This window comes from Microbaculum marinisediminis (assembly GCF_025397915.1).
Taxonomy (GTDB): domain Bacteria; phylum Pseudomonadota; class Alphaproteobacteria; order Rhizobiales; family Tepidamorphaceae; genus Microbaculum; species Microbaculum marinisediminis.
On the sequence record NZ_JALIDZ010000009.1, the window covers coordinates 52103 to 77405 of the forward strand.

The following is a 25303-nucleotide window of genomic DNA, read 5'->3' on the forward strand; positions in this document are numbered from 1 at the left end:
ATGGCCCGCGTGTACATATCGAGCGTAATCGCCGCGCCCACGGCCCGTGTCTGGGAGCGCGTGCGGGACTTCAACGGCCTGCCGCGCTGGCACCCGGCGATCCGCGAAAGCCGTATCGAAAACGGCGAGCCATCCGACAAGGTCGGCTGCGTCCGCGACTTTCGCCTGCAGAACGGCGACCGCATCCGCGAAAAGCTGCTCGGCCTGTCGGATTACGACTACTTCTGCACCTACTCGATCCTCGAAAGCCCGATGCCGCTGACCGACTACATCGCGACATTGCGGCTGACGCCGGTAACCGACGGCGACAGGACGTTCGCCGAATGGTCGGCCGAGTTCGAGTGCGCCCCGGACGCCGCGACGGATCTCGTCGGCGGCATCGGCCTGAACGTCTTCCAGGCCGGGTTCGACAGCCTCAAGCGGCACTTCGGAGGCTAGGCCGCACAATGGTGAAGGTGGTCAAGAGCACGATCATGGACGCCCCCGTCGAGGCGGTGTGGGAGGTGCTGCGCGACTTCAACGGTCACGACCAATGGCACCCGGCGGTCGCCGACAGCGCTATCGAGCGCGGCCTGCCCTCCGACAAGATCGGCTGCGTGCGGCGGTTCCATCTTGCAGACGGCTCGGAGCTGCGCGAGCAACTGCTGACGCTGTCGGACTCGGACATGGCGTTCTCCTACTGCCTGCTGGATACGCCGGTGCCCCTGCTCAACTACGTCGCCCATGTCCGGCTGCTGCCGGTGACCGACGGCGACCGGGCTTTCTGGCACTGGGAGTCGCGGTTCGACACGCCCGCCGGACGCGAGGAGGAACTCGCGGCCATGGTCGGCGAACAGATCTACGAAGGCGGCTTTACCGCCGTGCGCGAGCATATGGGCCTCGCGCACGCCGAAACGGGAGAAGCATGATGCCGGTACGCGTCGAAACCTACGCGGGCCTGGACGAAGCGGCCGGAGCACTCGCCGCCAATTCCGCGGCGCGGTTCTTCGCCGGCGGGACCTTGCTCATGCGCGCGATCAACGAAGCCAACCCGTCGTTCGATACCCTCATCCGAGCGACCGATCCGGCCCTCAAGGAGATCCGTCTCGAGGGCGACGCCATCGTCGTCGGCGCCGCCTGCACCATGAACGAGATCATGGCCCATCGCGAGCTAGCCTTCCTTGCCCCCGTCGCGCGCGGCATCGGCGGACCGGCCGTCCGCAGCGCGGCGACGATCGGAGGTAACCTTTTCGCCTGGTCCCCCTTCGGCGAGATGACCACGGCATTGCTCGCGCTCGGCGCGACGATCCGCTTCGCCGGCCATGGCGGCCAAGTCGCGATCGACGAGTTCCTTTCGAACCGGGACCGCTACCGCGGCCAGATCGTCCGATCCGTCAGCGTCCCCCGGATCAGCGATCCGAGCGCGTTCCGCTTCCTCAAGGTTACGCGGGTCAAGCCGAAAGGCGCAGCGCTGATCTCGATCGCCGTGAGGATCGGCAGACCCGGCAGCGGCGAGACCCGCATCGCCTTCAACAACATGAACCCGGTGCCGACCCGCGCCCTTGCCGCCGAGCAGGCGTTGCAAGGCGGAAGCCTCGACGAGGCGAGCGTGTCGCGCGCCGCATCGCTGGCGACCGACGGCATGAACCCGCCGACCGACGCCTTGGCAAGCGACTGGTACCGCCGGGAGGTGGCGCCGGTCCATCTCAAGCGCGTGCTTCTGGGGAGGACCTGAGCTATGGCGAAGAAACCCGTTCAGTTCCGTCTCAACGGCGACGAGAAGGCCGCCTTCGTCGACGACGGACAGAACCTGCTCGACGTACTTCGCCGCGGGGTCGGCGACCTGACCCCGAAATACGGCTGCGGCCAGGGCACCTGCGGCACCTGCACCGTCCTCATCGACGGCGAGCCGCGCCTGTCCTGCCTGACGCTGGCGGAGACGGTCGACGGCCATGCCGTCACCACCGTGGCGGGACTTGCCGACGGCGCGACCCTGCATCCGCTGCAGGACGCCTTCATGTGCCACTTCGCGGCCCAGTGCGGCTATTGCACGCCGGGCATGCTGATCGCGGCGAAGGCGCTGCTCGACCGCAACCCGCGCCCGACCCGCGAAGACGTCGTCGAGGCGATCTCGGGCAACATCTGCCGGTGCACCGGCTACGAAGCGATCATCAACGCAATCCTTGATGCCGCGAATGCCGCATCGGGATCGAGCTACGCGCGAGGCTGACATGGCGATCGAGTTTCGGAAGGAATTGTTCGCCGACGAGCGCGACGACAATCTCAACGAGATCGGCAAGCCGACCCAGCGCCAGGACATGATGGGCCACGTCACCGGCCGCTCGCCGTTCTACGACGACCACCTGTTCGACGGACTGCTGCACCTGCGCTGCGTCAGGAGCCCGCATCACCACGCCCGCATCCGATCGATCGACACGTCGGAAGCCGAGCGGATGCCGGGCGTGAAACGGATCGTGCTCGGCAAGGACGTACCGAACAATCTCAATACGCTGTTGAGCCTGCTCGACTTTGGTCTCGACGACGAGCCGCTCATCTCGACGAAGAAGGTCGCCTACAAGGGCGAGCCCGTCGCCGCAGTCATCGCCGAGACGGAGCGCCAGGCACGCGATGCCTGCGCCAAGGTCCGCGTCGACTGGGAGGTATTGCCCCACGTTCTCGATGTCGAGGAGGCAATCAAGTCCGGCGCGCCCTCGGTCAATGAGACCTATCCGAAGAACGCCTTCGTCTACCACGGCAAGTACGACCACCAGAAGCTGCGCTACGGCGACGTCGAGGCGGCGTTCCGCACCGCGGACCACGTCGTCGAGGGCCGCTACCAGATGTCGCCGATCGAGCAGGCGCCGACCGAGACGTGCGGCGCGATCGCGGCGCCGGAAACAAACGATCGCTACGTCTGCTACACCAGCACGCAGGCGCTGTTCTTCTCGCTCGGCACGGCCTCCAAACTGCTCAACATGCCGTCGAGCCGGCTGCATTTCATCGGCGGCACGGTCGGCGGCGGCTTCGGCGGCAAGGTCGACAGCCTGCACGAGCCGCTGGCTATCCTCGGGACCATGCTCACGGGTCGACCGGTCAAGTATATGTTCGACCGTGTCGAGGAAATGCAGGTCGGCGCGCCGCGCGGCGCCGAGCGCTGGTACATCAAGGACGGCGTCATGAACGACGGGCGCCTCGTCGCGCGCCAGTTCCGCGGCTATTTCGACTCAGGCGCCTACACGCGACTGTCGAGCTACGCGATCATTAAATGCGTCGGCCACCTGCCCGGCCCCTACACGATCCCGAATGTTCATGCCGACGTCTATTGCGTCTTCACCAACCGCACGCCGGCAACCGCAATGCGCGGTTTCGGCATCACCGGCGTCGACTTCGCCATCGAAGCGCATATGGACAAGGTGGCCGAAACGGTCGGCATGGATCCGATCGAACTGCGCATTCTCAACGCCTATCGCGACGGCGACATGAAGGCGCACCGGCGTTTAGCCAAGAACACCGCGCTGATCGAGTGCTGCCAGGTCGCCGCCGAAAAGGCCTCGTGGCGGATCAACGACACAGCCCGGCGCGAAACCTCGCTGACCGGAGGCGGCGGCGCGCGCGGCCAGATCCCGAACCAAACGGCGCTCGACGAGAACGGCCGCGTCGAGGGCTACGCCCATCAGAGCTATGCGGCGGCCGGCCAGCCGACCGACCAGGCCGCCCCGGTTCGGCCGGCACCGGTGCAGCCGGAACCCACGCAGCCCGCGCCGCAGCCGGCCGGCGTGCCGAGTGCGCCACCATCTGCATCGACATCGCCCGCACCGACCCCGCCCGCACCGGCACCGGCTCCTGCGCAACCGGCGCCTTCGCAGGGCGCGTCCCGCGCACCACTGCGGTTCTCATCGGTTTCGGGCCTGAGGAGGCGCTGACATGACAAAACACCGCGGCAAGGGCTTCGCCTGCATCAACTATCCGATCGGCATGAACCTCGGTGGCGATCCGAGCCAGGCCCTGGTCCACTCCAATCCCGACGGCAAGTTCATGGTCGCCCTCTCCTCGATCGACCTGGGACAGGGCATGAAGTCCGTCTCTCGCCAGATCGCCGCGGAAACGCTCGGCGTTCCGGTCGAGGACGTCTATGTCGACACCGCCGACAGCGACACCGGCCCCCATTGCATGGGCTCTTTCGCATCGCGCGGCACGCACCGTGTCGGAAACGCGGTCATCCAGGCGGCGCAGGAAGCCCGCGCGGTGATGCTCGAGGCCGCCGCGGAGGAGCTTGAGGTCAACGCGTCGGACCTGGAGACGGACGGCAAGGGCAATATCCAGGTGAAGGGTGCGCCGTCACGCTCGATCACCACCGCGGCGGCCTGCGGCGCCGCCCAGTTCAAGCAGGGCAAGACCGTGTCGGGACGCGGCATCTTCCTGATCCCGATGTCGGACGTCAGTCCAGAGACCGGAGAGATGACACCGGTTTCCTGCTTCGCGCATGCCGCCCTTATCGCCGAAGTGGAGGTGGACGACGAGACCGGTGAGCTGTCCGTGATCGAGATCAACAGTGCCTACGAAGTCGGCCGGGCGCTCAATCCCAAGCTGGTGGAACAGCAGCTTACCGGCGGGGCGTGGATGGGAATGAGCCACGCCGCCTGGGAGACGACCGAGCCCTATTATCCCGCCCGCTCGCACGGGCCGGTGGATTTCAACACCTATACGATGCCCGGCCCCGGCGACATCGCCCCGCACAACATCGCCGTGCTGGAACGCCCGGCCGAGGACGGCCCCTACGGCGGCAAGGGGCCGGGGGAGATGTGCGCCAATCCCGTCCTGCCGGCGGTCGCCAACGCCGTCTACAACGCGGTCGGCGTGCGGGTCGACGACCTGCCGATCACGCCCGAGAAGATCCTGCGGGGCCTGAAGGCCAATGGCGGCGCTCGGCCGCAGACGCGGCGGTAGGAAGGCACGAAGCGGTGGCGATCACGCGCTCCATCGTCGGCATCGACAGCCCGGACGCCCTCACGGCGGCCCTGCAGGCCGCGCAGTATCTCGCCGGCGACGAACTCGCGACCGCCGCCTATCTGGCGCTCGCCCTCGGCAAGCCGCTCCTGCTGGAGGGCGCGCCCGGCGTCGGCAAGACGGAAGCCGCGAAGGCGATCGCCTCCGTGCTCGGGCGTCAGCTCGTCCGCCTGCAATGCTACGAGGGCATCGACGCGGCGGCCGCGCTCTACGAATGGAACTATCCGCGGCAGATGCTGGCGATCCGGCAGGCGGGCGACGAGTACGTCAACATCTACGCCGACGACTTCCTGATTTCACGGCCGATGATGGAGGCGCTGCGCCATCCCAGGGACACCGTCCTGCTGATCGACGAGGTCGACCGCTCCGATCACGAATTCGAAGCCTTCCTGCTCGAGTTCCTGTCGGACTTTTCGATCTCGATCCCCGAGCGCGGCACGGTCCGCGCGGAGGAGAATCCAGTCGTCGTGCTCACATCCAACCGGACGCGCGAGCTGCACGAAGCCCTGCGACGGCGCTGCGTCTACTGCTGGATCGGCTATCCCGCGCCGGAGCGCGAGGCGCAGATCGTGATGATGCGCGCCAGCGCGGTCGCGCGCGACACCGCGGACAAGGTGGTCCGCGCCGTCGGGGCGCTCCGGGACGAGCCGCTCGCCAAACCACCAGGTGTCGCCGAGACGGTGGAGTGGGCGGAAGCGGCCACCGTCCTGCACGAGCAGGGCGCACCGTGGCCGCAGGCGTTCAGACGCGCGATCGGCGTGGCGCTCAAGGATCAGGACGACATCACGTTCCTCAGCGACCGGCTCGACGCGCTGCTGCAGGAGGCGGCGGCATGAGCACGGCCTCCAACCTCCCCCGCGCGGCCGAGCCGTTCATCGCCTTCGCACAGGCGCTCAGGGCGAACGGGTTCGCCGTCGCGCCGGAACAGACGCAGGACTTCATCGCCGGCGTCGGGCTGCTCGGCCCGCGCGGCATGCAGGACATTCACAGGGCGGCCGTCGCCACACTTGCCCCGCCGCCGGAGCGCCGGGACGAGTTCGATGCCCTGTTCCGCATGGTCTTCCTTGGCCAGACGATCGCGGCGGCCGCGCAGGCGGGAGACGAGGACGAAGTCCAGGCCTACGACGCTCGGGAAGGCGGCGCGGAGCCGCCTGAGGCAGAGGAGCCGGAGGAGTCCGGCGGCGAAGCCTCCGGGGCCGAAATCCTGTCGCGGCGCGCCTTCGGCGAACGTGAGGATGCCGCTGCCCTCGTCCGCCTGCGCCGGTCGGCACCGGCCGCGCTGCCGCGCCGCCGTTCGCGCCGGCGCGTGACGACCAAATCCAGTGGCCAGCCGGACCTGCGGCGCGCCTTGCGCCAGGCGGTGCGCCGCGATGGCGAACTGCTGCAGTTGCCCACCCGCGAGCGGGCCTTGCGCCAGCGCCGCCTGCTGTTGCTCATCGACGTTTCTGGGTCGATGAAGGCGGAGACCGAGGGCGCCATGCGTTTCGCGCACGCGCTGATGCGCGCGGCCGAGCGGTACGAGGCCTTCACCATCGGCACGCGCCTTACCCGGGTCACGCCGGCGCTTCGGCACCGCAATCCCGACCAGGCACTGGCCAATGCCGCGGGACTGGTCGCGGACTGGGACGGCGGCACCCGGATCGGCGACGCTCTCCAAGCATTCCTGGCGGTGCCGCGCTTCGCGGGCTTCGCGCGCGGCGCGCTGGTCATCGTCGTGTCCGACGGCCTTGAGCGCGGCGATCCCGCGGCACTGAACGAGGCGATCGCGCGGCTGCGGCGACTTGCCTGGAAGATCCAGTGGCTGACCCCGCTGGCAACATCTGGCACCGCCTTCGTGCCCCGGACAGAGGCCATGGAGGGGATCGCCCCGCACGTCACCCGTTTCGGCAGCGCGGCCGGCATAGCGGCGATGTGCGAGGAAGTCCTCCAGTTCGCCGGGAGGGCGGCCTGATGCAGATTGTCGACGCACACCATCATATCTGGCGCCAGACCGATCTGCCATGGCTGCTCGGGCCCACCCAACCGCGCATTTTCGGCCCCTATGACGGGATCAAGCGCGACTACCCGATCGAGGAATTCCTCGACGACATCGCCGACACCGGAGTGACCAAATCCGTCTACGTGCAGGCGAACTGGGCCCCGAACTGGTTCGTCGACGAGGTCGCCTGGGTGCAGGATACCGCGGACCGGGCGGGATGGCCGCACGGCATCGTCGGCTTCTGCAACATGAGCCAGCCGGACGCGCGCCCCGATCTCGACCGGCTGGCGTCCTTTTCGCTGATGCGCGGCATCCGCCAGCAGTTCCACTGGCACCAAAATCCGCTCTATCGCTTTGCACCGACCCCCGACGTCGCCCGCGACCGGAATGTCCAGCGCAACGTCGCACGGCTCGCCGACTACGGCTGGACGTTCGATCTGCAGGTGTTCCCGGACCAGATGGACAGCGCCTGCGAACTCGCCGACGCCTGCCCGGACGTGACCTTCGTGCTGCAGCACGCCGGCATGCTGGAAGACCTGTCCGACGACGGCCGGGCGACATGGCGGGCCGCCATGAAGAAACTGGCCAAACGGCCCAACGTCGTCACCAAACTGTCCGCCTTCGGCACCTTCATCCATCGCAATGACGCCGACCACATCGCCTGGATGGTGAAGGAGACGACCGCGATCTTCGGTGCCAAGCGCTGCCTGTTCGGCTCGAACTTCCCAATCGAAAAGCTCTGGACGAACTACAGCACGCTTCTCGACGCGTATCTGGCCGCGACCGCCGACATGAGCGAGGCGCGCAGGACCGCGATCTTCCACGACACAGCAAGCCGGATCTACCGGCTGTGAGCGAACAGACGCCAAAGGGAGGGAATCGACATGGCGCTTGAAATCCACATCCTCGACTATGGGGACATAGAGCTCGAGTCGAGCTTCCTGGTGCTCGGCCGCGACTGCGGCCGCACGCGGCGCGTCTATACCTACGGCTTCCTGATCACCGGGGGCAAATACCCGATCGTCGTCGACACCGGCTATCGCGACAACGCGATCATGGAGACGCTCGGCATGCGCGGCCTCCAGTTCCACGAGAACATGATCGAGAATCAGCTCGCCCGGCACGGACTGAAGCCCGGCGATATCCGTTATGTCTGTCACACCCACCTGCATATCGACCACGCCGGCAAGGACGACCATTTCCCGATGACCACCACCGTGGTCCTCAACCGCCGCGAACTCGAGCATTCGGTCTCGGGCCTCATGCACCCGCAATACCCGAAGCCGGACATCCAGCACCTCATCGAGCGCCTGCACACAAAGGACGCGCTCCGGCTGGAGGACACGGAGCTCACCGGCGAGATCGAGCTGATCCCCGGCGTAACGCTCGACTGGGCCGGCGCCCATACAGAGGGCTCGATGAACATCCATGTGGAGACGGCCGAGGGCCGGGCGACGATCTGCGGCGACGTGATCTACGACTTCAACGACCAGGTCGTGAATCCGCTGAACGAGATCCACAATCACGAGCCCCGCGTCACCGGCAACCATTCGGTATCGAAGCGCGAGGAGAAGGCGGCCATCAAGAAACTGCTGAACGGATCGAAGTTCCTGCTCCCCGTCCACGACCGTCCGGCCAAGATCGAGGCGGATCAGGTCGTCGGCCGCCTCGGCATGCAGGTTCCCGGTCCGATCACCGAAACCGTTCCGCGCCGGGAGTGGTTTCCCGCCTGACCGACCGCATTGTTGAGGGAGTGCCCGTCATGGCCCACGAAGCGCTGCGGCCGGAGTTCCGCAACCTGATCGACGAACACGCGCCGGTGCGCCAGATCGGCACGGGCTTCACGTTCACCGAGGGGCCGATCTGGCACCCCCGCGAACACTACCTGCTGTTTTCCGACATGCCGGCCGACGTCAGACGACGCTGGGACCGGGCGGGCGTGCGCGAGGTCCTGCGGCCCTCCAACAAGGGCAACGGCATGACCTACGATGCCGGCCTGAATCTGCTGGTCTGCGAGCATTCGACGTCCTCGGTGGCGCGGTTCACACCGGACGGGCGCCGCGAAGTGCTGGCCTCTCATTTCGAGGGCAAGGAGCTCAACAGTCCGAACGACCTGTGCGTCGGGCCCGACGGCTCGATCTACTTCACGGACCCCTGGTACGGGCGGATGCCCCACTACGGGGTGGAGCGGCCGCGCGAGCTCGGCTGGCAGGGCGTGTTCCGTATCCGGCCGGGACGCGAGGGCCGCGACCCGGACCTGCTCGTTGACCGCTTCATGTTCTCGATGCCGAACGGGCTGTGCTTCTCGCCGGATGGCAGTCTGCTCTACGTCAACGATACCGAGCAGACCAACATTCGGGTCTTCGACGTCGAGGCGGACGGATCGCTGCGCAACGGCCGTATCTTCGCCTCCGGCATCAAGGACAGTCTGAAACCGGGCGTGCCCGACGGCATGAAATGCGACCAGTCCGGCAATGTCTGGGTCACGGCGCCGGGCGGCCTATGGGTCTACAACCCGCAGGGCCAGCTGATCGGCAAGGTGTCGATCCCCGAACTGCCCGCGAACCTGCATTGGGGCGGCGAGAACTGGCGCACGCTCTTCGTCTGCGCCAGCACGTCCGTCTATGCCGTCGACACGATCATCGGCCCGTGCAACGAACCCTTCATGCGCGCCGACGCGGGCGGCGCACAGACGGCATCTGTTCCGGCACCGGGTGGCTCCGGCGCGGCGCCCTCCCCGGCCGCCGACACAAGCCTCAGCCTCGATCCCTCCCGCTGCGCGCTCATCATCCAGGACATGCAGAACGACGTGGTGATGGACGGCGGCGCCTTCGCCGAGTCCGGATCGCCGCAGCACTGCCGCGAGCAGAACGCCATTGCCAACGCGGCGCGTCTGGCCGAGCACTGCCGCAGACTGGGCATTCCGGTGATCCACGTCTGGTTCGTGTGCCCGCCCGGCCACGCCGGGGTGACGCTCAACGCGCCGCTTTTCGAGGGCCTCGTCGAGGCCAACGCCATGGTCGAGGGCAGCTGGGGCGCGCAGCCGGTTCCCGGTCTCGAGGCCAGGCCCGGCGATCACGTCGTGCGCAAGACGCGAATGAGCGCCTGGGAGGGCACCAACCTCGAGACGATCCTCAAGGCACAGGGCCGCGACATCCTGATCGAGACCGGTGCCTGGACCAACATGTCGATCGAGCACACGGCGCGCACCGGTGCCGACAAGGGCTACGTGATGATCATTCCGGAAGACGCCTGCTCGACCATGAATGCCGACTGGCACCGCGCCTCCATCGACTATGCGATGCAGAATGTGGCCGCCGTGACGAACGTGGACGAGGTGATCCGCGCGCTGGGCGTATAAGCGGGCGCGCGCTGCACAATAGCAATCACTGATCTACCGTGCGCCGAGCTGCGCCTTCAAACGGGCCAGTTCGGCGTCCTGCGGCCTGAGCGCTAAGAGCCTCTCGACGGTATCGCGGGCGCCGTCCCGGTCGCCGGCGTTCAGCTGGTCGCGCAGCAATCCCGCGAGCAGATCAACGTCATAGGGGTGGTTTTCCAACGCCGTCTCGCGGACCTCACGGGCGGCTTGCGGGTTTCCGAGCGACTCCAGCGCCACCGCATAGACGTGGGCGTAGCGGGCGGCGCCGGGCGCCTGTTCGACCGCTTCGGCGAGAAGGGGAAGCGCGTCCTCGCGGCGGCCCTGCCGCACCCGCAGGAGGCCCAGCGCGTGCACCACGGCGGCGTTGTCAGGCTCCGCCAGATAGGCCCGTTCCAACAGCGTGGCTTCCTCGCTCGTGTTGCCGAGCGCGCGCTGGAGCTCGGCCAGATTGATCATCGCGGGGATGAAATCCGGCGCCAGACGCAGGGCGGTGCGGTAAGCGGCCTCGGCCTTGCCGGCATCGCCGCGCTCGGCCCAGTAGCCTCCGAGATTCAGATGGGATTCCGGGCGTTCGGCCGCGGCCAGTTCCGACGCGACATACTCGTCCACGGCCGCCTGGTAGACGCCGCGGCGGTCTCCAAGGAACGTCTCGGGCGGGACCGGCGCCAACACGCGTGCCGCCATGATCCGGACCGAGCGCACGGGATCGTCCAGCAGTGGCGCGGCGAGATCGACACGCGCGTCGGGCTGAACGCCTTCGAGGCTCTCCAGCGCCGCGGCGCGAACCATCGGGTCGGGATCCTCGAGCGAGGCGACGACCGAAGGACCTGTCACCTCGTCGAGATAGGCACGCAGCATCTCCACCGCCGTGGCGCGTGCGATCGCCGGCTGGTCCCGGTCGGTCGCGAGCGCGGCGAGCCGTTCGCCCGCCCCAGGCGCGCCGGAGCGCCCGAGCGCCAGCGTCTCGCCGAAATGCGGCTCTTTGCGGCGGTCAGGGCCATACCATTCCGCGATCCTGTCCGCGGCCCAGGCGGCCTCCTTGTCCGAATGACAGCCGGTGCAGGCATCGGGGGCACCGGTCATCGCGGCGAGGTCGGGTCTTGGGATGCGGAAGGAATGATCGCGGCGCGGATCGACGACCATGTATATGCGCTCCGGCATGTGGCAGTCGACACAGAACGATCCCGGCTTGCCTTCGTCGTGGAAGTGGTGAGCCGGAGAGTCGTAGGCAAGCGGCCTGATGCTGGAGAAGCGGTCCGGCGGCGTCTCGCTGTGACAGGCCGTGCATACGGCGTTGCCGTCGGCGAGGAGCGCGCCGGAATGGGGCTCGTGGCAGTCCGTGCAGACAACGCCCTTCGCGTTCATCCGGCTCTGCAGGAAGGAGCCGTAGACGTAGACCTCGTCATCGATCTGACCGTCCGGAAAATAGAGACCATCCTGAAGTAGCGACGGTGTGTAGTGATCGAGAAAGGGCTCGCCGGCAACGTTGTGGTCGGTGATCTGCCGACGCCGCGAGTGGCATTGCGCGCAGGTGCCGATTTGATTTCCGGCTTTCAGCTCCGTCACCAGGCCGACATCCGTGCCCGGACCGTAGTCGCCGCCGGCGGGAGTTTCCTCGGCCCAGGCGACATGAGCGCTGCCGGGGCCGTGGCACCCCTGGCAACCGACATTCACGGCCGAATAGGTCGTCTCGTAGCTGTCGGTCTCGAGGTCGTAGTTGCGTCGAAGGTCGGTCGAATGGCAGTCGGCGCAGCGGAAGTTCCAATTGTACTCGCGCCCGGTCCAATGCAGCGGATCGCCCGGCGTCACCGGTTCCTCGGCGAGATCGAACCACCGCTTTGTCTCGGTATCCCAGGCAACCGACAACGCCTGCAACCGGCCGCGGTCGAGCGCGACGAGATATTGTTGAAGCGGCGTCCAGCCGAAGGTGTAGGCGACCTCGAACGTGGCGGTCTTGCCGTCGGGGCCTTCCGTTTCGACGAAATAGCCGCCGTCGCGGCGGAAGAAGCGATAGTGGCCGGAGGGGCTTTCGAAGGACACGTCGTCGAAATCGCCGCGGACGGTGTCCTCGGTCGGCGGTTCCATCGCATGGGCATGGTGCGAGTCCGACCAGGCCGCGGTCTCGGCTGCGTGGCAGGTTGCGCAGACGCTGTCCGCCACGTAGTCCGCCCGCTCCGACATTTGAGCGGGCATCGTCGCGGCTGGCACGTCATCCGAGCCGGCGGCATCGCCGGACCAGACCAGGCCGACCGAAAGAACGAGGAAAACCACGGCGATCGCCCCCCCGAGCAACGTCCAGGATTCGGTGGTTCGGGGGTTCGGCATGGTCGCTACTCGTTGTCTGCCGAACGCGCGTGCCGGCAACGCGGATTTTCGATGAGGACACGCATTCTGGCACGCCAGATCGGCGCTTCCAAGGAATCATGTTCTGGCGAATAAAGAGCGTGGGCTACCTAGGTTCGCGCGTTGCGCAGCCCGGGGTCGCCCATGTTGGATGGTCGGCGACGACGCGCTACCTTCATACCGAGAGCGGCGGATTTTCCTGACAATGATCGATCCGTTCAGACAGCAGCGACGATTTCCGATCGCTTTCACGGCCATGGCGGCAATGCTCGCCCTGATGCCCGCCATCGGCCTTGCCGCGGATTTCGATACCCTCCCGACAAACCGGCCGGTCGTCGATCGCTGTGAAGCGCAGGGGCTGCGCACCGTGCCGCAAACCGACATCTGCATGAAGTTCGGTGGTTTCGTGCGGTTCGATATGAGCGCTGTCGGCAAGAATTGGATCGGCACGAACGGATACGTCGTCAAGAACATCGCCGTCGACGGATACTCCGTCGTCCCGAGCGGCGTCGTGCCGACGATCAACGCCCAATCGCGCAGCGATATCATCGAGATGTACAGCGAGGGCCGACTGCACACCGAAGTGCGCGCGGATACCGAATACGGCACCGTGCGCGGGCTGGTCGAAATCGAGGCGACCGACAACGAGACCCGCACCGGCGGGCCTTTCGGCCTGAGGCACGCCTACGTCCAGTTCGGCAACTGGACATTGGGCAAGATCTGGTCGACGTTCCTCCACCAGGCGTCCGGACCGTCCTATTCCGATCCCTACAGTGTCGTCGGCGACAACTCGACGGCCATACGGCGCAACCAGATCCGATATACGCAGACGTTCGGCCGCGAATTCTCGCTCGCCGTCGCCATCGAGGATCAGAACTACAACACGCCGCCGGCGGCGATCGTCGGCCTCGGACCGGACGCGCCAATCGTCCCCGCGTCGGCGACGTCATTTTCGGTATCGAACGACAAGAGCAACATGCCGGACCTGGTCGCGGCCCTGAAATGGGACAAGGTCGGCACCGGCTCGGCCCAGATATCCGCCGCCCTGCACCAAAACAGCTATGCCGAGATGCTGACGATCGCCGGCACGCCGGTGCCGGGATCGGACGACACGTCCATGGGTTTCGCGCTTCTGGCAGGCCTCGCGCTCGACCTGCCCAGCGGGGACGGTGACAAGTTCACCTTGCTGGCAAACTACACCGAGGGCGCCAGCCAATACCTTCAGGACGATTACGGAAGCAGTACCGAGATCGTCTGGGGCCGATGCGGATCCGCGAACTGCATCCTTGACGATATCCGCAAGTGGTCCGTGGTGTCATCGCTCACGCATTACTGGTCACCGCGGGTCTCGACGTCTTTCGGCGCAGGCTATTCGCGCACGGACTACGGCGCCGTCGGCACAGCGCTGAAAGGCCTGCCGGCCGTTCCCGCCGCCCTCGAGGTGGCGAGCCTGGAGGGCTTCGCAAACGTGCAGTGGCAACCCACAGCCCGCACCACGTTCATGCTGGATATCCATTATGGGCGGATCGACTACCGAGGCTTCGATCTCGACCCCTCGATCGCGGGCATCCAGGATGCGCAAGGCGCCTGGGCCGGCACCTTCGAAGTTACCCGGCGGTTCTGACGGCCAAAGGCGGGCCGCCCGCAGTTATTCGATACGCGGAATTGACGATCAGAACCGCAACACGACGCCGGCGACCGGACCCTGCATGACGACATCGAACAGAAACGGGCCGTCGCTGTAATCGACGCCAGCGGCGCGATAGCCCAGAACCGCGGAGAAGCGGTCGTTGAAGGCATAGCCGACGCCACCAAAGAGATCCCAATCGGAATCCGCCGCTCCTGCGCCTGCAAGGGCCCAGCCGGTCAGGTGTAGTCTCTCGGTGAGACCGACCCGCCCCCTCAGGCCCACCAGGGCGTCGACCCAGGTGGCACTGTCGGAGACCCGACGGCCGTTCAGAATGCCGCCGGAGAACGACAACGACATGTCGACCGACCAGACCCGGGCGCCACCGACAATATCCAGGTGGCCATTGGGAGTGTCGATGAGAGCATAGCCGGCCAGCGCCGAGAGCTCGAATGTCTCGTTGCCAAGCCCCACCGAGCTGGCAATGACGCCGAACGGCGTCGCCTTGTCCGTCGAGGCCTTCAGGTAGAGCACGTCGGAGGAAAAACTGAACCGGCCGTAGCGGGCCTCGGCGACAGCCATCCCGCCGAAATCGAGCGCATCGAGAATGTCGGAGAAGTTGACATCGACATTGACCGGCGGCGCGCCGAAAGTGGCAACATCACCGGAAAGCCCCGCCATCCAGAAATACGGCGCCACGGCGAATGTCCATGACGGGGCGATTTCTTCGACGACGACTGTCTCCGGAACGGTCGCGATATCCGCCGCCTGCCCCTGCCCGGTTCCGACAATCGCCAGTCCGGCCGTCAGGACCGCTACCCTTGCGCAATGATCCAACCGCATCGTTGAAGATCTCCCCCTGCCCTGCCCCGCTCGTCACAGGAGCAACGCGTCCAAGTCACTCGAAAGTTACCGCCAAGCGGACCGACAGATACAGAGACGGTTAATCGTCGATCACAAGTTCCGGGGGACTGCGCTATTTCTGCAACGCGCGTTGAAACACCGAACTGCGCACGCATTTCAACTGCTCCTGCCGACGTCTCGGCGCCTCACGACCGACGGGGCCGGGCAAGCCCGGCCCCGCGTTGCGGTCGCGCCGCATTGGCTGGGTCTATCTGCCCATGCCCTCCTTCAACTTCGCCTCGATGGCGCTGAGATTGAAGGAACCCGGCGTCTGGCTCGGCGGATAGTCGCTCATGGTCTGCAGGAACTGCGCTGCCAAAGCCTGGACCGGAACGATCACGAACGCGCGGTCCAACAGCCAGTCATCATAGATGTTGGCGTTGTGCTGGGCCTTCTCGAACGGATCGCGGCGCAGATTGAAAATCAACGGTACCCGCAGTTCGGTGAACGGTTCCCGCCACACCCCGAAAGCCTGGCCCCGGTTCTCCAGGAACACGATCTTCCAGTCGTCGTAACGGGCCGCGACGATCTGGCCGTCGTCGTTGACGTACCAGAACTCGTGGCGGGGCGACTCGTCCGCTTCGCCGGTGAAGTAGGGAAGCATGTCGTAGCCGTCGATGTAGTTACGATAGCGGCGGCCGTTCAATTCGACCCCCTCGCGGAGCTGCTCCTTGATGTCGGGAGCACCGGCGATCGAGGCAAACGTCGCCAGCCAATCCTCATGCGCGACGATGCCGTTCAGCGTCTCGCCGGCGGGGAAACGGCCGGGCCAGCGCGCAAACGTCGGCACACGGTAGGCCCCTTCCCAATTCGAGTTCTTCTCGCTGCGGAACGGCGTCGTGCCGGCATCCGGCCAGGTGTTGTAGTGCGGACCGTTGTCGGTCGAATACATCACCACGGTATTGTCGGCGATGCCGAGCTCGTCGAGCAGGTCGAGAAGCTCACCGACATGCATGTCGTGCTCGACCATGCCGTCGTGATACTCGTCGCCGCTCGGCCCGGAGATGCCGGTGTGCTCTTCCCTGACATGCGTACGGAAGTGCATCCGCGTTCCGTTCCACCAGACGAACCAGGGCTTGTTCTCCTGATTCTGGCGGATGATGAAGTCCTTGGCGGCGGCGACGGTCTCGTCGTCGATGGTCTCCATCCGCTTCTTGGTGAGCGGTCCGGTATCCTCGATCGTCTGGGTCCCGTCTTCGTTGGCGTAGGTGTGCAGGACACCACGCGGGCCGAACTGATCGAGGAACGTCCTGCCGTTGGCTAGCACCTTGTCGCCCGGATAATCGCGGTTTTCCGGCTCTTCCTCGGCATTCAGGTGATAGAGATTGCCCAGGAATTCATCGAAACCGTGATTTGTCGGCAGGTGCTCGTCGCGGTCGCCCTGGTGGTTCTTGCCGAACTGGCCGGTCGCATAGCCTTGCGATTTCAGGACCGTCGCCATGGTCACGTCAGTCTCCTGCCAGCCCTGCTCGGCGCCGGGAAGACCGACCTTCGTCATGCCGCTGCGCACCGGAACACTGCCGCCGATGAACGCGGCGCGGCCGGCGGTGCAGCTCTGCTGTGCATAGTAGTCGGTGAAGGACAGGCCCTCGTCCGCGATGCGATCGATATTCGGCGTCTCGTAGCCCATCATGCCGCGGTTGTTGTGGCTGATGTTCCAAGTGCCGATATCATCGCCCCAGATGACGAGGATATTGGGTTTTTCTGCGTCCTGGGCATTCGCCCCGCAGATCATTGCGGCGGTAATCAACGTTGCCGCGGACAGCGTTCGCATTGTTCGAAACACGGAGGACCTCCCTATTGAAATGAAATTATTCAAGCATATTAGCCGGACAATATAGTTGCAAAATGACAGAATTTAGAGCGCAATTGCCATATCGCGACAAAATATTCCGACCTCCCCCAAGCGGAGATGAGGAAACGTCACTCTACGACGCAGATATTCGGTATATCCGCTGGATTTTGATTTGTGAAATACGTTGAATTTACACGTGTTCCAACATTGCGACCGATCGTCGAGGCTGTTCGCGGCGACGTCGGATCTGCCGGCATTCACCGGGCCTTTTCATTACAGGGGCTGGACCCCGACCTTGTTTTCCGCCCGAACGCGGTGTTGCCGTTGCGCGACCTGATCGGCCTCTTCGAGCGGTTCGCGCGCGAACGGGGCGATACGACCTTCGGATTTTTCGCCGCCCGGTCGATCCGGCCCGATGCGTTCGGGCTATTCGTGGCCTATGCGCTGCAAGCGCAGGACCTGCGTTCCGCGATCGATCGGGTACGGCGCGGCGTGCCCCTGCACCAGGGCGGCACCACGATGGCACTCGCCGAGAAAGGCGATCGGGCCATCTGGTCCTACAGGGTGGATCTGCCGCTGACCACGGGCCGACATCATCACGCCTTGCACGTCCTATGGCAGATGAGCGAACTCATGACTGCTTATCTCGGAGCTCGGCCATATCTTTGCGAGGTCGGGATCGAGGCACCGGCCTATGGCCCGCCCGGATCTCTCGAAACGGAATTCGCCGCGCCAGTACGCTGGTCACGTCAAACAAACTACCTGGCGTTCCCCGCCTCGCTGCTCCACGAAACCGCGTATCCACCGATCGGAGACACCGCGCCGCTGACGTATCTCGACCTGATCCGCTACATGCGGACCCGCCCGCCGCAGAGCGACGCGGGTAAGACCGAAGCTGCCCTGCGTTTCTGCCTGGATCACGGCGACACGACCATCGAGGCCGTCGCCAAGTATCTCAACACCGGCGCGCGCACACTGCAACGCAGGTTGCACAGCGAGGGCCTCGGCTTCCGGGACGTGCTCGAGAATGTCCGCCGGACCCGCGCGCGGGAACTGCTCGCGGATACGACCTTGCCTCTCGGCCGGATAGCCCTGCTTCTTGGATATTCCGACCCGTCCCACTTCACCCGCGCCTACCGGCGCTGGTACGGCCATCCGCCAGTTCGTGACCGCTCCGTCCTGGAGAGGGCGCCCCCGTCGGCGCGCTGATAGATCAGCGTGCTGACGGCGGCAGCGGGCGGGAACGGGCAGCCGACGGCCTACCCGGCGCCTTGTTCGCCGGCTCGGTTGAGTACGGAGGACCGCAGGCGACCTACCCGCCGCTCAGGCGCGGCAGCAGCACGACCTCGCTGTTCGGCGCGACCGACTTGAACCAGGAATCATTATAGATACGGCCGTCGATCGCGACCGAAATTCCTCGTTTCAGTTGCGGCTCGAGGCCGGGGTAGAGCTCGCCGAGTTCTTGCAGCAACTCGCGCAGCGTGTTCGCCTCAACCTCGACCTCGGCCTTGCCTTCGGTGAGCGCCTGCAGGGAGCCCCAGACAACCACCTTCACCATCGATCAGGTCCGCGTTGCCTCCAGCGCCGCCAGGACGCGCGGAGGCGACATCGGCAGCTCCGTGAGCCGTACGCCGGCGGCTTCCGACACCGCATTCGCCACGGCCGCCAGCGGTGGCACGATCGACGTCTCGCCAACGCCGCGCACGCCGTAGGGATGTCCCGGATTGGGGATCTCGAGCACGACCGTGTCGATCATCGGCAGGTCGGAGGCGACCGGAATGCGATAGTCGAGGAAGCCCGGGTTCTGCAGCCGGCCATCGGAACCGTAGATGTACTCCTCGTTCAGCGCCCAGCCGATGCCCTGAACGGCCCCGCCCTGCAATTGGCCTTCGACATAGGAGGGATGGACCGCCTTGCCTGCGTCCTGGACGACCGTGTAGCGCAGTATCTTCGCTGCACCGGTCGCGGGATCGACCTCGGCGTCGACGATGTGCGTGGCGAAACTCACGCCTGCCCCTTCGGCGTTCACCTCGAAATGGCCGGCGATCGGTCCGCCGGTATTAGACGCGACGGCGGCGATCTCGGCGAGCGTCATCGGCGGGAACTGTCCGGCATTCGGCCCGGCAGGCCGTGCCGCACCGTCCTCCCAGACGACCGCGTCGGGATCGATCCCCCATATTTTGGCGGCGCGGCCGCACATTTCGCGGATCGCGGCGCGCGCGGCCTCGATGGTGGCGAGGCCGACGGCAAAGGTGACCCGGCTGCCGTCGGTGACGTCGTTCAGGCCCAGCGCGCCCGTGTCGGCGATGACCGTGCGCACCTTCTCGTAAGGAACGCCGAGTTCTTCAGCCGCCATCATCGACATAGAGGCGCGCGATCCGCCGATATCCGGATTGCCTTCCGACAGGCTCACCGTGCCGTCCGCATTGATGTTGAGCGAAACGCAGGTGTTGCCACCGAAATTGAACCAGAAGCCGCAGGCTACGCCACGGCCCTGATTGGGACCGAGCGGTGCCGACCAGTGCGGGTGCGACTTGGCCGCCTCGAGCGTCGCAGCGCAACCGATCTGCTGGAAGGTCGGTCCATAGGACGACCGGGTGCCTTCCTGTGCCGCGTTCTTCAGGCGAACGTCGATCGGATCGAGGCCGCATGCCTTGGCCAGTTCGTCGATGACGGACTCGACCGCAAACGCGGCCATCGGCGCGCCCGGCGCACGATAGGCGGCCTGGCGCGGACGGTTGGTGACAACGTCCCAGCCGATCGTCTTGACGTTCTGGAGGTCGTAGGGGGCGAAGGCGGACATGGCGCCCAACTGGACCGGCGAACCGGGATAGGCGCCGCCCTGATAGCGCAGCTCGGCACAAGCGCCGGTGATCGTGCCGTCCGCCTTCATGCCGATCTTCACGTCGATCGACGTCGATGCGGTCGGTCCGGTCGCGCGCAGGACTTCCTCGCGGCTCATCACCATCTTCACCGGCCGGCCCGATTTGCGCGCCAGCGCCAGCGACACCGGCTCGAGGAAGACGGTCGTCTTGCCGCCGAACCCGCCGCCGATCTCCGAGGCGGTAACACGCAGCCTGCCGAGCTCGATCCCGAGCATCGCCGCGCACGCTTCGCGCACCATGTAATGGCCCTGCGTGCAGCACCACAGATCGGCCTGCCCGTCGCCGCCCATCGTGGCGAGGCAGGCATGCGGCTCGATATAGCCTTGATGCGTGGCCGCGGTCCTGAACGTCCGCTCGACGATACGGTCGGCGGCGGCGAAGCCCGCCTCGACGTCACCGTGACCGAACTGGAAGCGGTCGACGACGTTGGCCGACATCCCCTCCGGCACGGTCTCGCTGGCCCGCCCCTCGTGCAATATCGGGGCTCCGGGCTTCATCGCCTCGTCGACATCGGTGACGTGCGGGAGCACCTCATAGTCGACCTTGATCAGCTTGAGCGCCTTGCGCGCGACCGACCGGTTGACGGCGGCGACGGCCGCCACCGCGTGCCCGTCATAGAGCGCCTTCTCGCCGGCCATGCAATTGTCGAGCGTGTCGTCGTCGGGATCTTGCGCTGTGGCGAAATCGGCCCGCGTGACGACCGCTTTGACGCCCGGCAGCGCTTCCGCCTCGGAGGCGTCGATCGACCGGATCCGGGCATGGGCATGCGGGCTGCGCAGAACCAGTCCGACGAGCGCGCCGGGTGCGGTCATGTCGGCGCCGAAGCGGGCGCGGCCAGTGACCTTGTCGATGCCGTCGGGGCGAACCGGCCTGGTGCCGACAACCTTGAACACGCGGCTTTCCGGGGTTGGTCTGTCGAGCATCAGCGCGCCTCCCTCATCTCGGCGGCCGTATCCAGAACGGCACGGATGATCTTGTCATAGCCGGTGCAACGGCAAAGGTTGCCGGCAAGCCAGTATCGGGTTTCTTCCTCGGTCGGGTCGGGATTGCGCTCGAGCAGCGCCTTGGCCGCGACCAGAATGCCCGGCGTGCAGATCCCGCACTGCAAGGCGGCATGGTCCAGGAACTTGCGCTGCAACGGATGCAGGGTCTCTCCGTCGGCCATGCCCTCAATCGTATCGACCCTGGCGCCGTCCGCCTCGGCACCGAGCATCAGGCAGGAGCACGTGAGACGGCCGTCGACCGTGACGGAGCACGCGCCGCAGTCGCCGGTGCCGCAGCCTTCCTTGGAGCCAGTCAGGCCGAGGCGATCGCGCAACACGTCCAGAAGCGTCTCGTCGGGCTCGCAGAGAAACTCGGTGACGTCGCCATTGATAGTGGCGGTAACGTGGATCTGACTCATTATTTACTCCGGGCTCTGTCGCGAGCGACGACCGCGACGCGGCGCGCGAGGACGCCGGCAACTTGGGTTCTGAAGGCGACGGTGCCGCGCTTGTCGTCGATCGGACGGCAGGCGGCGGAGGCGGCTTCGGCCAGACGATCCAAAGCCGCGTCGCCGATATCCGTGCCGATCAGCGTCTTGGCCGCGTCATCGACGAGCAGGACCGTCGGCGCGACGGCGCCGAGGCTGACGCGGGCGGCGGTGCAGACGCCGCTTTCATCCAGCGTGACGGCAATCCCGCAGCCGACCACGGCGATGTCCATTTCCGTGCGCGGTATGAAGCGCAGATAGGCGTCGCCGGACTGCGGCGCAGGCTTGGGCAGGAAGATGGACGCGATGAATTCGCCACGCTGCAGGGCAGTCTTGCCGGGGCCTTGCGGCACGGCTTCGACCGGGAGTTCTCGCGTTCCATCGGGCCCGGCGATGCGCGCGATCGCGCCGGCTGCGACCAGCGCCGGGACGCTGTCGGCGGCGGGCGACGCATTGCAGAGATTTCCGGCGACGGTGGCGCGACCCTGGACCTGCGTCGAGCCGATCAGCTCGGCGGCCTCGACCACCCCCGGCCAGGACGCCTTGAGGCCGGCGTGCTCGCCCATTTCGGCGGCGCAGACACCGGCGCCAATCCGAAAACCGCCATCTTCCTCGGCGATCGTCCGCATCCCGGCAATGCGCTTGATGTCGAGCATAAGGTCCGGCTCGGTGGCTCCGGACCGCAACCGCACCAGAAGGTCGGTTCCTCCGGCCAGCACATGAGCGGTGCCAGTTTCCCCGGCAAGAATTCCGACCGCGCTTTCAATCGTTTCGGGCGCCACGTAGCGCATCAACGCTTCCCCTTGATTTGAATTCAGATCCGCGACGGCGCCACCTTACTAGGCCGAACGTCGTCGCGCCATATTCGCGCATTGTCGAATGACGCGGCGACACGGGCAAGGGAACGAAGTGCTGTCTTATGGTCGCAGCTTCCGTCAGATCCCGGTGCTCGATCGCGGCAGGCCAAACCTATCCGCGTGTCGCCTCGTCTCGATATTCGCGACAGGATCTCACGCGGATTTTTCGGGCACACCGGCATCGATCAGTATCTGGATATAGCGATCGAGGTGCTGCTTGTTCCGGGACGGGATGATCCGGGAGTCGTCAACCGTGGCCTTCGGATCCAGCGCCAGGTAGTCGGCAAGCGCGGCCGCGGCTTCGGCCTTTCGGCCGAGCATATGGTTGGCGACGAGCAGCTGGCGGCGAAAGGTCGGGTTGTCGGGCGCGACGCGGACCGCCCGCTGTGCGGTCAGCACCGCCTGCTCGTAGTCCTGAATCGAGTGATAGGCCCAGAACAGCCCCATCAGCCAGTAGGGCATGAACCCGTCGCGCGGGCTCAACCGGATGGCTTCCCTCACCGTCGCAATCGCGAGATCGGGTTCGTCCGCGCAGGCCAGGATCGCCCCGCGGAGTCCGATGGCGGGGGCAAAGTTGGGGCTGAGTGCGATCGCGCGGTCGATCGTGGCGAGCGCCTCGTCCCACTGGTAGGCGAAATTGTAGGCCCAGGACAGGATCGTCAACGCCATCGGATCGGTGTCGTCGATCGCCACCGCGTTCTCCGCGGTCTTGACCATGTCCTTGAAGGACTGTTCGCGCGAACGGCTCCAGCCGTAGAAGGCATCAAGGAAATGCACCAGCGCCAGGTCGCTCGCGCCCAGCCCGCTGCCGGGCGACAGGGCTATGGCCTGTTCGAACAGGCGGCGCGCGATCCGGGCGTCTTCGCGGCCAAGCTTCCAGACATGGGCGCGGCCGCGCATCACGCATTCCCAGGCGCTCAGCTGGGCCGGGTCTTTTTGCCGTGTCTTCTTCTGCTCGGCGGAGACGAGTTCCGGCGCGACCGCGTTGATGATCGCCTGGTTGATCTCGTCCTGAATATCGAAGATGTCGGCAATCTCGCGGTCGTAGCGCTCCGCCCAGATGTGATTTCCGGTTTCCGCGTCTATCAGCTGCGCGTTTATGCGCAGCCGGTTGCCGGCCTTGCGGACGCTTCCTTCCAGAACATAGGCCACGCCCAGCTCCCGCCCGACCTTCGTGACGTCAACCGGCTGGCCCTTGTAGGTGAAGCTCGAATTTCTCGCGATGACGAAGAACCACGGCAGGCGGGACAGCTCGGTAATGATGTCCTCGGCCATGCCATCGGCGAAATATTCCTGCTCCGGGTCGCCCGACATGTTGGTAAAGGGCAGAACCGCGATGGACGGCTTGTCGGGCAGGGTCGGCGTTGCGCCGGGCGAGACCTCCGGGAGCTTTGCGCTCTCCATGTCTTCCGGTCTCCACCGCCAGACCCGTACCGGCTCAGGGATGTTCTTCAGTTTCTGATCGCCCAGATCCTCGAACCGAAGACCGGGGCCGCCATGAGCGCTGCGATAGACCAGATCGGAGATGCAGAGGCCGCCCGGCTCGGCGAGGCCTTCGAGGCGCGCCGCGACATTGACGCCGTCTCCGACGATATCCTCGTCCTCGATGACGATATCGCCCAGGTTGATCCCGACCCTGTAGCGGATCCGCAAATCTTCGGGAATCGTCGCTTCGCGTTCGGTCATCGCCTCCTGGACGGCCACCGCGCACTTGACCGCGTCGACGACGGAGGGAAACTCGACGAGCAGTCCATCGCCCATCGTCTTGACGATGCGGCCGCCGTGCCCGGCGATCTCGGGATCGATCAGGTCGCGGCGCAGGGCCTTTTGCCGCTCGATCGTGCCTTCCTCGTCGGCCCGCATGAGGCGCGAATAGCCCACCATGTCGGCAGCGAGGATCGCGGCGAGGCGCCGCTGGACGCGCTCCTGGGCCAAGGCCCTCCTCCCAATCGAGTTTTGTTAGCCAACTCTAGGGATGGGCCGCGTCTTAGTCTATCGCCTCCGTTGCGGGTCGGCCCAGAGCCTTACTGTCGGATCAACGGCTGATGGGCGCAGCGGAACGAACCGCCGACCATGCAGGGCACGCGGTAGGGAATCCGGATCACTTCGAAATTCCGCTCTTCGAGTGCCTTTGCGATCACGTCCAGCGGTTCCTCGGACGGGACGACGACGAGACGATCGTTCAGCACGAAGTTGTTGCAGCCCATATGGGCCTTGGCGAGCGTCTTCGGCACGTCGACCACGTCCCAGTCCTTCATGAAGGCGGGCAGGCCCGCGGGCAGCGCCTCGAGGGCGGTGAAGACCACGCCTTCGCGCGGCGTCATCATCACGCAATCCAGGTGCGGGAACATCGGGTCGATCGGCACCACGTCGACCTGGTAGTCCGGTCCGAGCGCATGCTGCAGCCAGCGGGCGCCTTCGGGGTTGCTGCAGCCACCGGAATGGCCGACGAGAATCTGCTTGCCGAGCACGAAGACGTCGCCGCCCTCGAGATAGCCCCATCCCTTGCCGTCGCGATAGTCGTCGGCGCCGCTGTCGGGCTGCGCGAAATAGCGTGCGCCCCGCTCCATGGTCGAAGCTAAGATCTCGCGAATGGCGAAACGCTGGCGGCGATGGAACAGGCTGCGCGGCGCCAGCTCGATCACGTTGTTGCCGATGGTCACGAAGGGATCGCGCATCCATGCGGTGGACACGCCGTGGTCCTGGCCGCGCGGAAACTTGCGGTTGTCCGGACTGATCGGGCCGGCGACGTGCACGCGGATGCCGAGCTTTTCCAGAAGGTCGATGGCACCCTGGATCTGTCCGCTGAACTCGGCGAACAGCTCGGGCGCGACCTCCTTGACGTCACGCCCCTGGTTCGCCGTCCAGAACTTTCCGAATTCGCCCTGCGCGCGCAGTTTCACGTCGTCGAGAAAGACCGGCAGCACCCAGGTGTCAGGCGAGCCATAGACGCATTCCTTGAGATCCGCCCACTCGGATTCGACATGGATCGGGGCTTCGCTGGTCTGCGTCTCGTTGTCGGCCATGACGGGCATCTCCGGTTGTGATAGTCCGCCGAGATAACGCGCGCGGCGACCGC

Annotated in this window: 22 protein-coding genes; 13 read left to right on the plus strand and 9 right to left on the minus strand. The window is 66.0% G+C overall.

The genetic code is table 11. The features are described 5' to 3' along the window. The 11 genes from MUB46_RS18525 to MUB46_RS18575 are packed head-to-tail and all read left to right on the plus strand — an operon-like array spanning window position 1 to window position 10325. Window positions 1-438, plus strand: coding sequence for an SRPBCC family protein (locus MUB46_RS18525; RefSeq protein ID WP_261617444.1), 438 nt, complete (start codon window positions 1-3; stop codon window positions 436-438). A gap of 8 nt (window positions 439-446) precedes the next feature. Continuing rightward, a complete protein-coding gene (locus MUB46_RS18530) occupies window positions 447-908 on the plus strand; it encodes an SRPBCC family protein (protein ID WP_261617445.1) in 462 nt (153 codons plus the stop codon). Beyond that, entirely contained in the window at window positions 908-1714 is an 807-nt protein-coding gene (locus MUB46_RS18535; RefSeq protein WP_261617446.1) for an FAD binding domain-containing protein, read from the plus strand. Before MUB46_RS18530 ends, MUB46_RS18535 begins: the two co-directional genes overlap by 1 nt. 3 nt (window positions 1715-1717) lie before the next feature. Next, the gene (locus tag MUB46_RS18540) at window positions 1718-2209 is read left to right on the plus strand and encodes a (2Fe-2S)-binding protein (protein WP_261617447.1); all 492 of its coding nucleotides are present in this window, start codon (window positions 1718-1720) and stop codon (window positions 2207-2209) included. 1 nt (window position 2210) lies between these two features. Then, entirely contained in the window at window positions 2211-3902 is a 1692-nt protein-coding gene (locus tag MUB46_RS18545; protein WP_261617448.1) for a xanthine dehydrogenase family protein molybdopterin-binding subunit, read from the plus strand. Window position 3903: 1 nt separating this feature from the next. Further along, window positions 3904-4926, plus strand: a complete 1023-nt coding sequence (locus MUB46_RS18550; RefSeq protein WP_261617449.1) for a xanthine dehydrogenase family protein molybdopterin-binding subunit — start codon at window positions 3904-3906, stop codon at window positions 4924-4926. 14 nt (window positions 4927-4940) lie between these two features. Then, window positions 4941-5822, plus strand: coding sequence for an AAA family ATPase (locus tag MUB46_RS18555; RefSeq protein WP_261617450.1), 882 nt, complete (start codon window positions 4941-4943; stop codon window positions 5820-5822). Continuing rightward, the gene (locus MUB46_RS18560; protein ID WP_261617451.1) at window positions 5819-6937 is read left to right on the plus strand and encodes a vWA domain-containing protein; all 1119 of its coding nucleotides are present in this window, start codon (window positions 5819-5821) and stop codon (window positions 6935-6937) included. The genes MUB46_RS18555 and MUB46_RS18560 overlap by 4 nt, the downstream gene beginning before the upstream one ends. Further along, entirely contained in the window at window positions 6934-7818 is an 885-nt protein-coding gene (locus MUB46_RS18565; protein ID WP_261617590.1) for an amidohydrolase family protein, read from the plus strand. Before MUB46_RS18560 ends, MUB46_RS18565 begins: the two co-directional genes overlap by 4 nt. Window positions 7819-7848: 30 nt before the next feature. Continuing rightward, window positions 7849-8697 (plus strand): N-acyl homoserine lactonase family protein, encoded by an 849-nt coding sequence (locus tag MUB46_RS18570; RefSeq protein WP_261617452.1) that lies wholly within the window; start codon window positions 7849-7851, stop codon window positions 8695-8697. Window positions 8698-8726: 29 nt separating this feature from the next. Then, window positions 8727-10325, plus strand: a complete 1599-nt coding sequence (locus MUB46_RS18575) for an isochorismatase family protein (RefSeq protein WP_261617453.1) — start codon at window positions 8727-8729, stop codon at window positions 10323-10325. A gap of 33 nt (window positions 10326-10358) precedes the next feature. On the opposite strand, the gene MUB46_RS18580 is transcribed toward MUB46_RS18575, so the two are convergent. Beyond that, window positions 10359-12668 (minus strand): tetratricopeptide repeat protein, encoded by a 2310-nt coding sequence (locus tag MUB46_RS18580; RefSeq protein WP_261617454.1) that lies wholly within the window; start codon window positions 12666-12668, stop codon window positions 10359-10361. A gap of 223 nt (window positions 12669-12891) precedes the next feature. On the opposite strand from MUB46_RS18580, the gene MUB46_RS18585 reads away from it, so the two are divergent. Beyond that, window positions 12892-14310: a porin gene (locus MUB46_RS18585; RefSeq protein ID WP_261617455.1), complete on the plus strand. Its 1419-nt coding sequence runs from the start codon at window positions 12892-12894 to the stop codon at window positions 14308-14310. A 48-nt stretch (window positions 14311-14358) separates the two neighbouring features. Here MUB46_RS18585 and MUB46_RS18590 read toward each other — a convergent pair whose 3' ends face one another. Both MUB46_RS18590 and MUB46_RS18595 read right to left on the minus strand, forming a co-directional pair. Continuing rightward, window positions 14359-15156 carry a hypothetical protein gene (locus tag MUB46_RS18590; RefSeq protein WP_261617456.1) on the minus strand — a complete coding sequence of 266 codons (798 nt, stop codon included), beginning with the start codon at window positions 15154-15156 and terminating at the stop codon, window positions 14359-14361. Window positions 15157-15424: 268 nt separating this feature from the next. Further along, the gene (locus MUB46_RS18595) at window positions 15425-16990 is read right to left on the minus strand and encodes an arylsulfatase (RefSeq protein WP_425256287.1); all 1566 of its coding nucleotides are present in this window, start codon (window positions 16988-16990) and stop codon (window positions 15425-15427) included. A gap of 195 nt (window positions 16991-17185) precedes the next feature. On the opposite strand from MUB46_RS18595, the gene MUB46_RS18600 reads away from it, so the two are divergent. Further along, window positions 17186-18220, plus strand: a complete 1035-nt coding sequence (locus MUB46_RS18600) for an AraC family transcriptional regulator (RefSeq protein WP_261617457.1) — start codon at window positions 17186-17188, stop codon at window positions 18218-18220. A 103-nt stretch (window positions 18221-18323) separates the two neighbouring features. On the opposite strand, the gene MUB46_RS18605 is transcribed toward MUB46_RS18600, so the two are convergent. From MUB46_RS18605 to MUB46_RS18630, 6 genes are all read right to left on the minus strand, one after another. Beyond that, window positions 18324-18569, minus strand: coding sequence for a MoaD/ThiS family protein (locus tag MUB46_RS18605; RefSeq protein ID WP_261617458.1), 246 nt, complete (start codon window positions 18567-18569; stop codon window positions 18324-18326). A gap of 3 nt (window positions 18570-18572) precedes the next feature. Then, window positions 18573-20819, minus strand: a complete 2247-nt coding sequence (locus MUB46_RS18610; RefSeq protein ID WP_261617459.1) for a xanthine dehydrogenase family protein molybdopterin-binding subunit — start codon at window positions 20817-20819, stop codon at window positions 18573-18575. Further along, entirely contained in the window at window positions 20819-21298 is a 480-nt protein-coding gene (locus MUB46_RS18615) for a (2Fe-2S)-binding protein (RefSeq protein ID WP_261617460.1), read from the minus strand. Before MUB46_RS18615 ends, MUB46_RS18610 begins: the two co-directional genes overlap by 1 nt. After that, on the minus strand, window positions 21298-22158 hold the full coding sequence (locus MUB46_RS18620; RefSeq protein WP_261617461.1) for an FAD binding domain-containing protein: 861 nt from the start codon (window positions 22156-22158) through the stop codon (window positions 21298-21300). The genes MUB46_RS18615 and MUB46_RS18620 overlap by 1 nt, the downstream gene beginning before the upstream one ends. A 219-nt stretch (window positions 22159-22377) precedes the next feature. Then, window positions 22378-24159 carry a tetratricopeptide repeat protein gene (locus tag MUB46_RS18625; protein ID WP_261617462.1) on the minus strand — a complete coding sequence of 594 codons (1782 nt, stop codon included), beginning with the start codon at window positions 24157-24159 and terminating at the stop codon, window positions 22378-22380. Window positions 24160-24248: 89 nt separating this feature from the next. Continuing rightward, complete coding sequence (locus tag MUB46_RS18630; protein WP_261617463.1) at window positions 24249-25250, minus strand: hypothetical protein; 1002 nt, start codon at window positions 25248-25250, stop codon at window positions 24249-24251. Window positions 25251-25303: the final 53 nt, after the last annotated feature.

Coding starts and splice junctions, on each gene's coding strand:
- MUB46_RS18525 (WP_261617444.1), top strand. CDS start 1: ATGGCCCGCGTGTACATATCGAGCGTAATCGCCGCGCCCACGGCCCGT.
- MUB46_RS18530 (WP_261617445.1), top strand. CDS start 447: ATGGTGAAGGTGGTCAAGAGCACGATCATGGACGCCCCCGTCGAGGCG.
- MUB46_RS18535 (WP_261617446.1), top strand. CDS start 908: ATGCCGGTACGCGTCGAAACCTACGCGGGCCTGGACGAAGCGGCCGGA.
- MUB46_RS18540 (WP_261617447.1), top strand. CDS start 1,718: ATGGCGAAGAAACCCGTTCAGTTCCGTCTCAACGGCGACGAGAAGGCC.
- MUB46_RS18545 (WP_261617448.1), top strand. CDS start 2,211: ATGGCGATCGAGTTTCGGAAGGAATTGTTCGCCGACGAGCGCGACGAC.
- MUB46_RS18550 (WP_261617449.1), top strand. CDS start 3,904: ATGACAAAACACCGCGGCAAGGGCTTCGCCTGCATCAACTATCCGATC.
- MUB46_RS18560 (WP_261617451.1), top strand. CDS start 5,819: ATGAGCACGGCCTCCAACCTCCCCCGCGCGGCCGAGCCGTTCATCGCC.
- MUB46_RS18570 (WP_261617452.1), top strand. CDS start 7,849: ATGGCGCTTGAAATCCACATCCTCGACTATGGGGACATAGAGCTCGAG.
- MUB46_RS18575 (WP_261617453.1), top strand. CDS start 8,727: ATGGCCCACGAAGCGCTGCGGCCGGAGTTCCGCAACCTGATCGACGAA.
- MUB46_RS18580 (WP_261617454.1), bottom strand. CDS start 12,668: ATGCCGAACCCCCGAACCACCGAATCCTGGACGTTGCTCGGGGGGGCG.
- MUB46_RS18585 (WP_261617455.1), top strand. CDS start 12,892: ATGATCGATCCGTTCAGACAGCAGCGACGATTTCCGATCGCTTTCACG.
- MUB46_RS18590 (WP_261617456.1), bottom strand. CDS start 15,156: ATGCGGTTGGATCATTGCGCAAGGGTAGCGGTCCTGACGGCCGGACTG.
- MUB46_RS18595 (WP_425256287.1), bottom strand. CDS start 16,990: ATGCGAACGCTGTCCGCGGCAACGTTGATTACCGCCGCAATGATCTGC.
- MUB46_RS18605 (WP_261617458.1), bottom strand. CDS start 18,569: ATGGTGAAGGTGGTTGTCTGGGGCTCCCTGCAGGCGCTCACCGAAGGC.
- MUB46_RS18610 (WP_261617459.1), bottom strand. CDS start 20,819: ATGCTCGACAGACCAACCCCGGAAAGCCGCGTGTTCAAGGTTGTCGGC.
- MUB46_RS18615 (WP_261617460.1), bottom strand. CDS start 21,298: ATGAGTCAGATCCACGTTACCGCCACTATCAATGGCGACGTCACCGAG.
- MUB46_RS18620 (WP_261617461.1), bottom strand. CDS start 22,158: ATGCGCTACGTGGCGCCCGAAACGATTGAAAGCGCGGTCGGAATTCTT.
- MUB46_RS18630 (WP_261617463.1), bottom strand. CDS start 25,250: ATGGCCGACAACGAGACGCAGACCAGCGAAGCCCCGATCCATGTCGAA.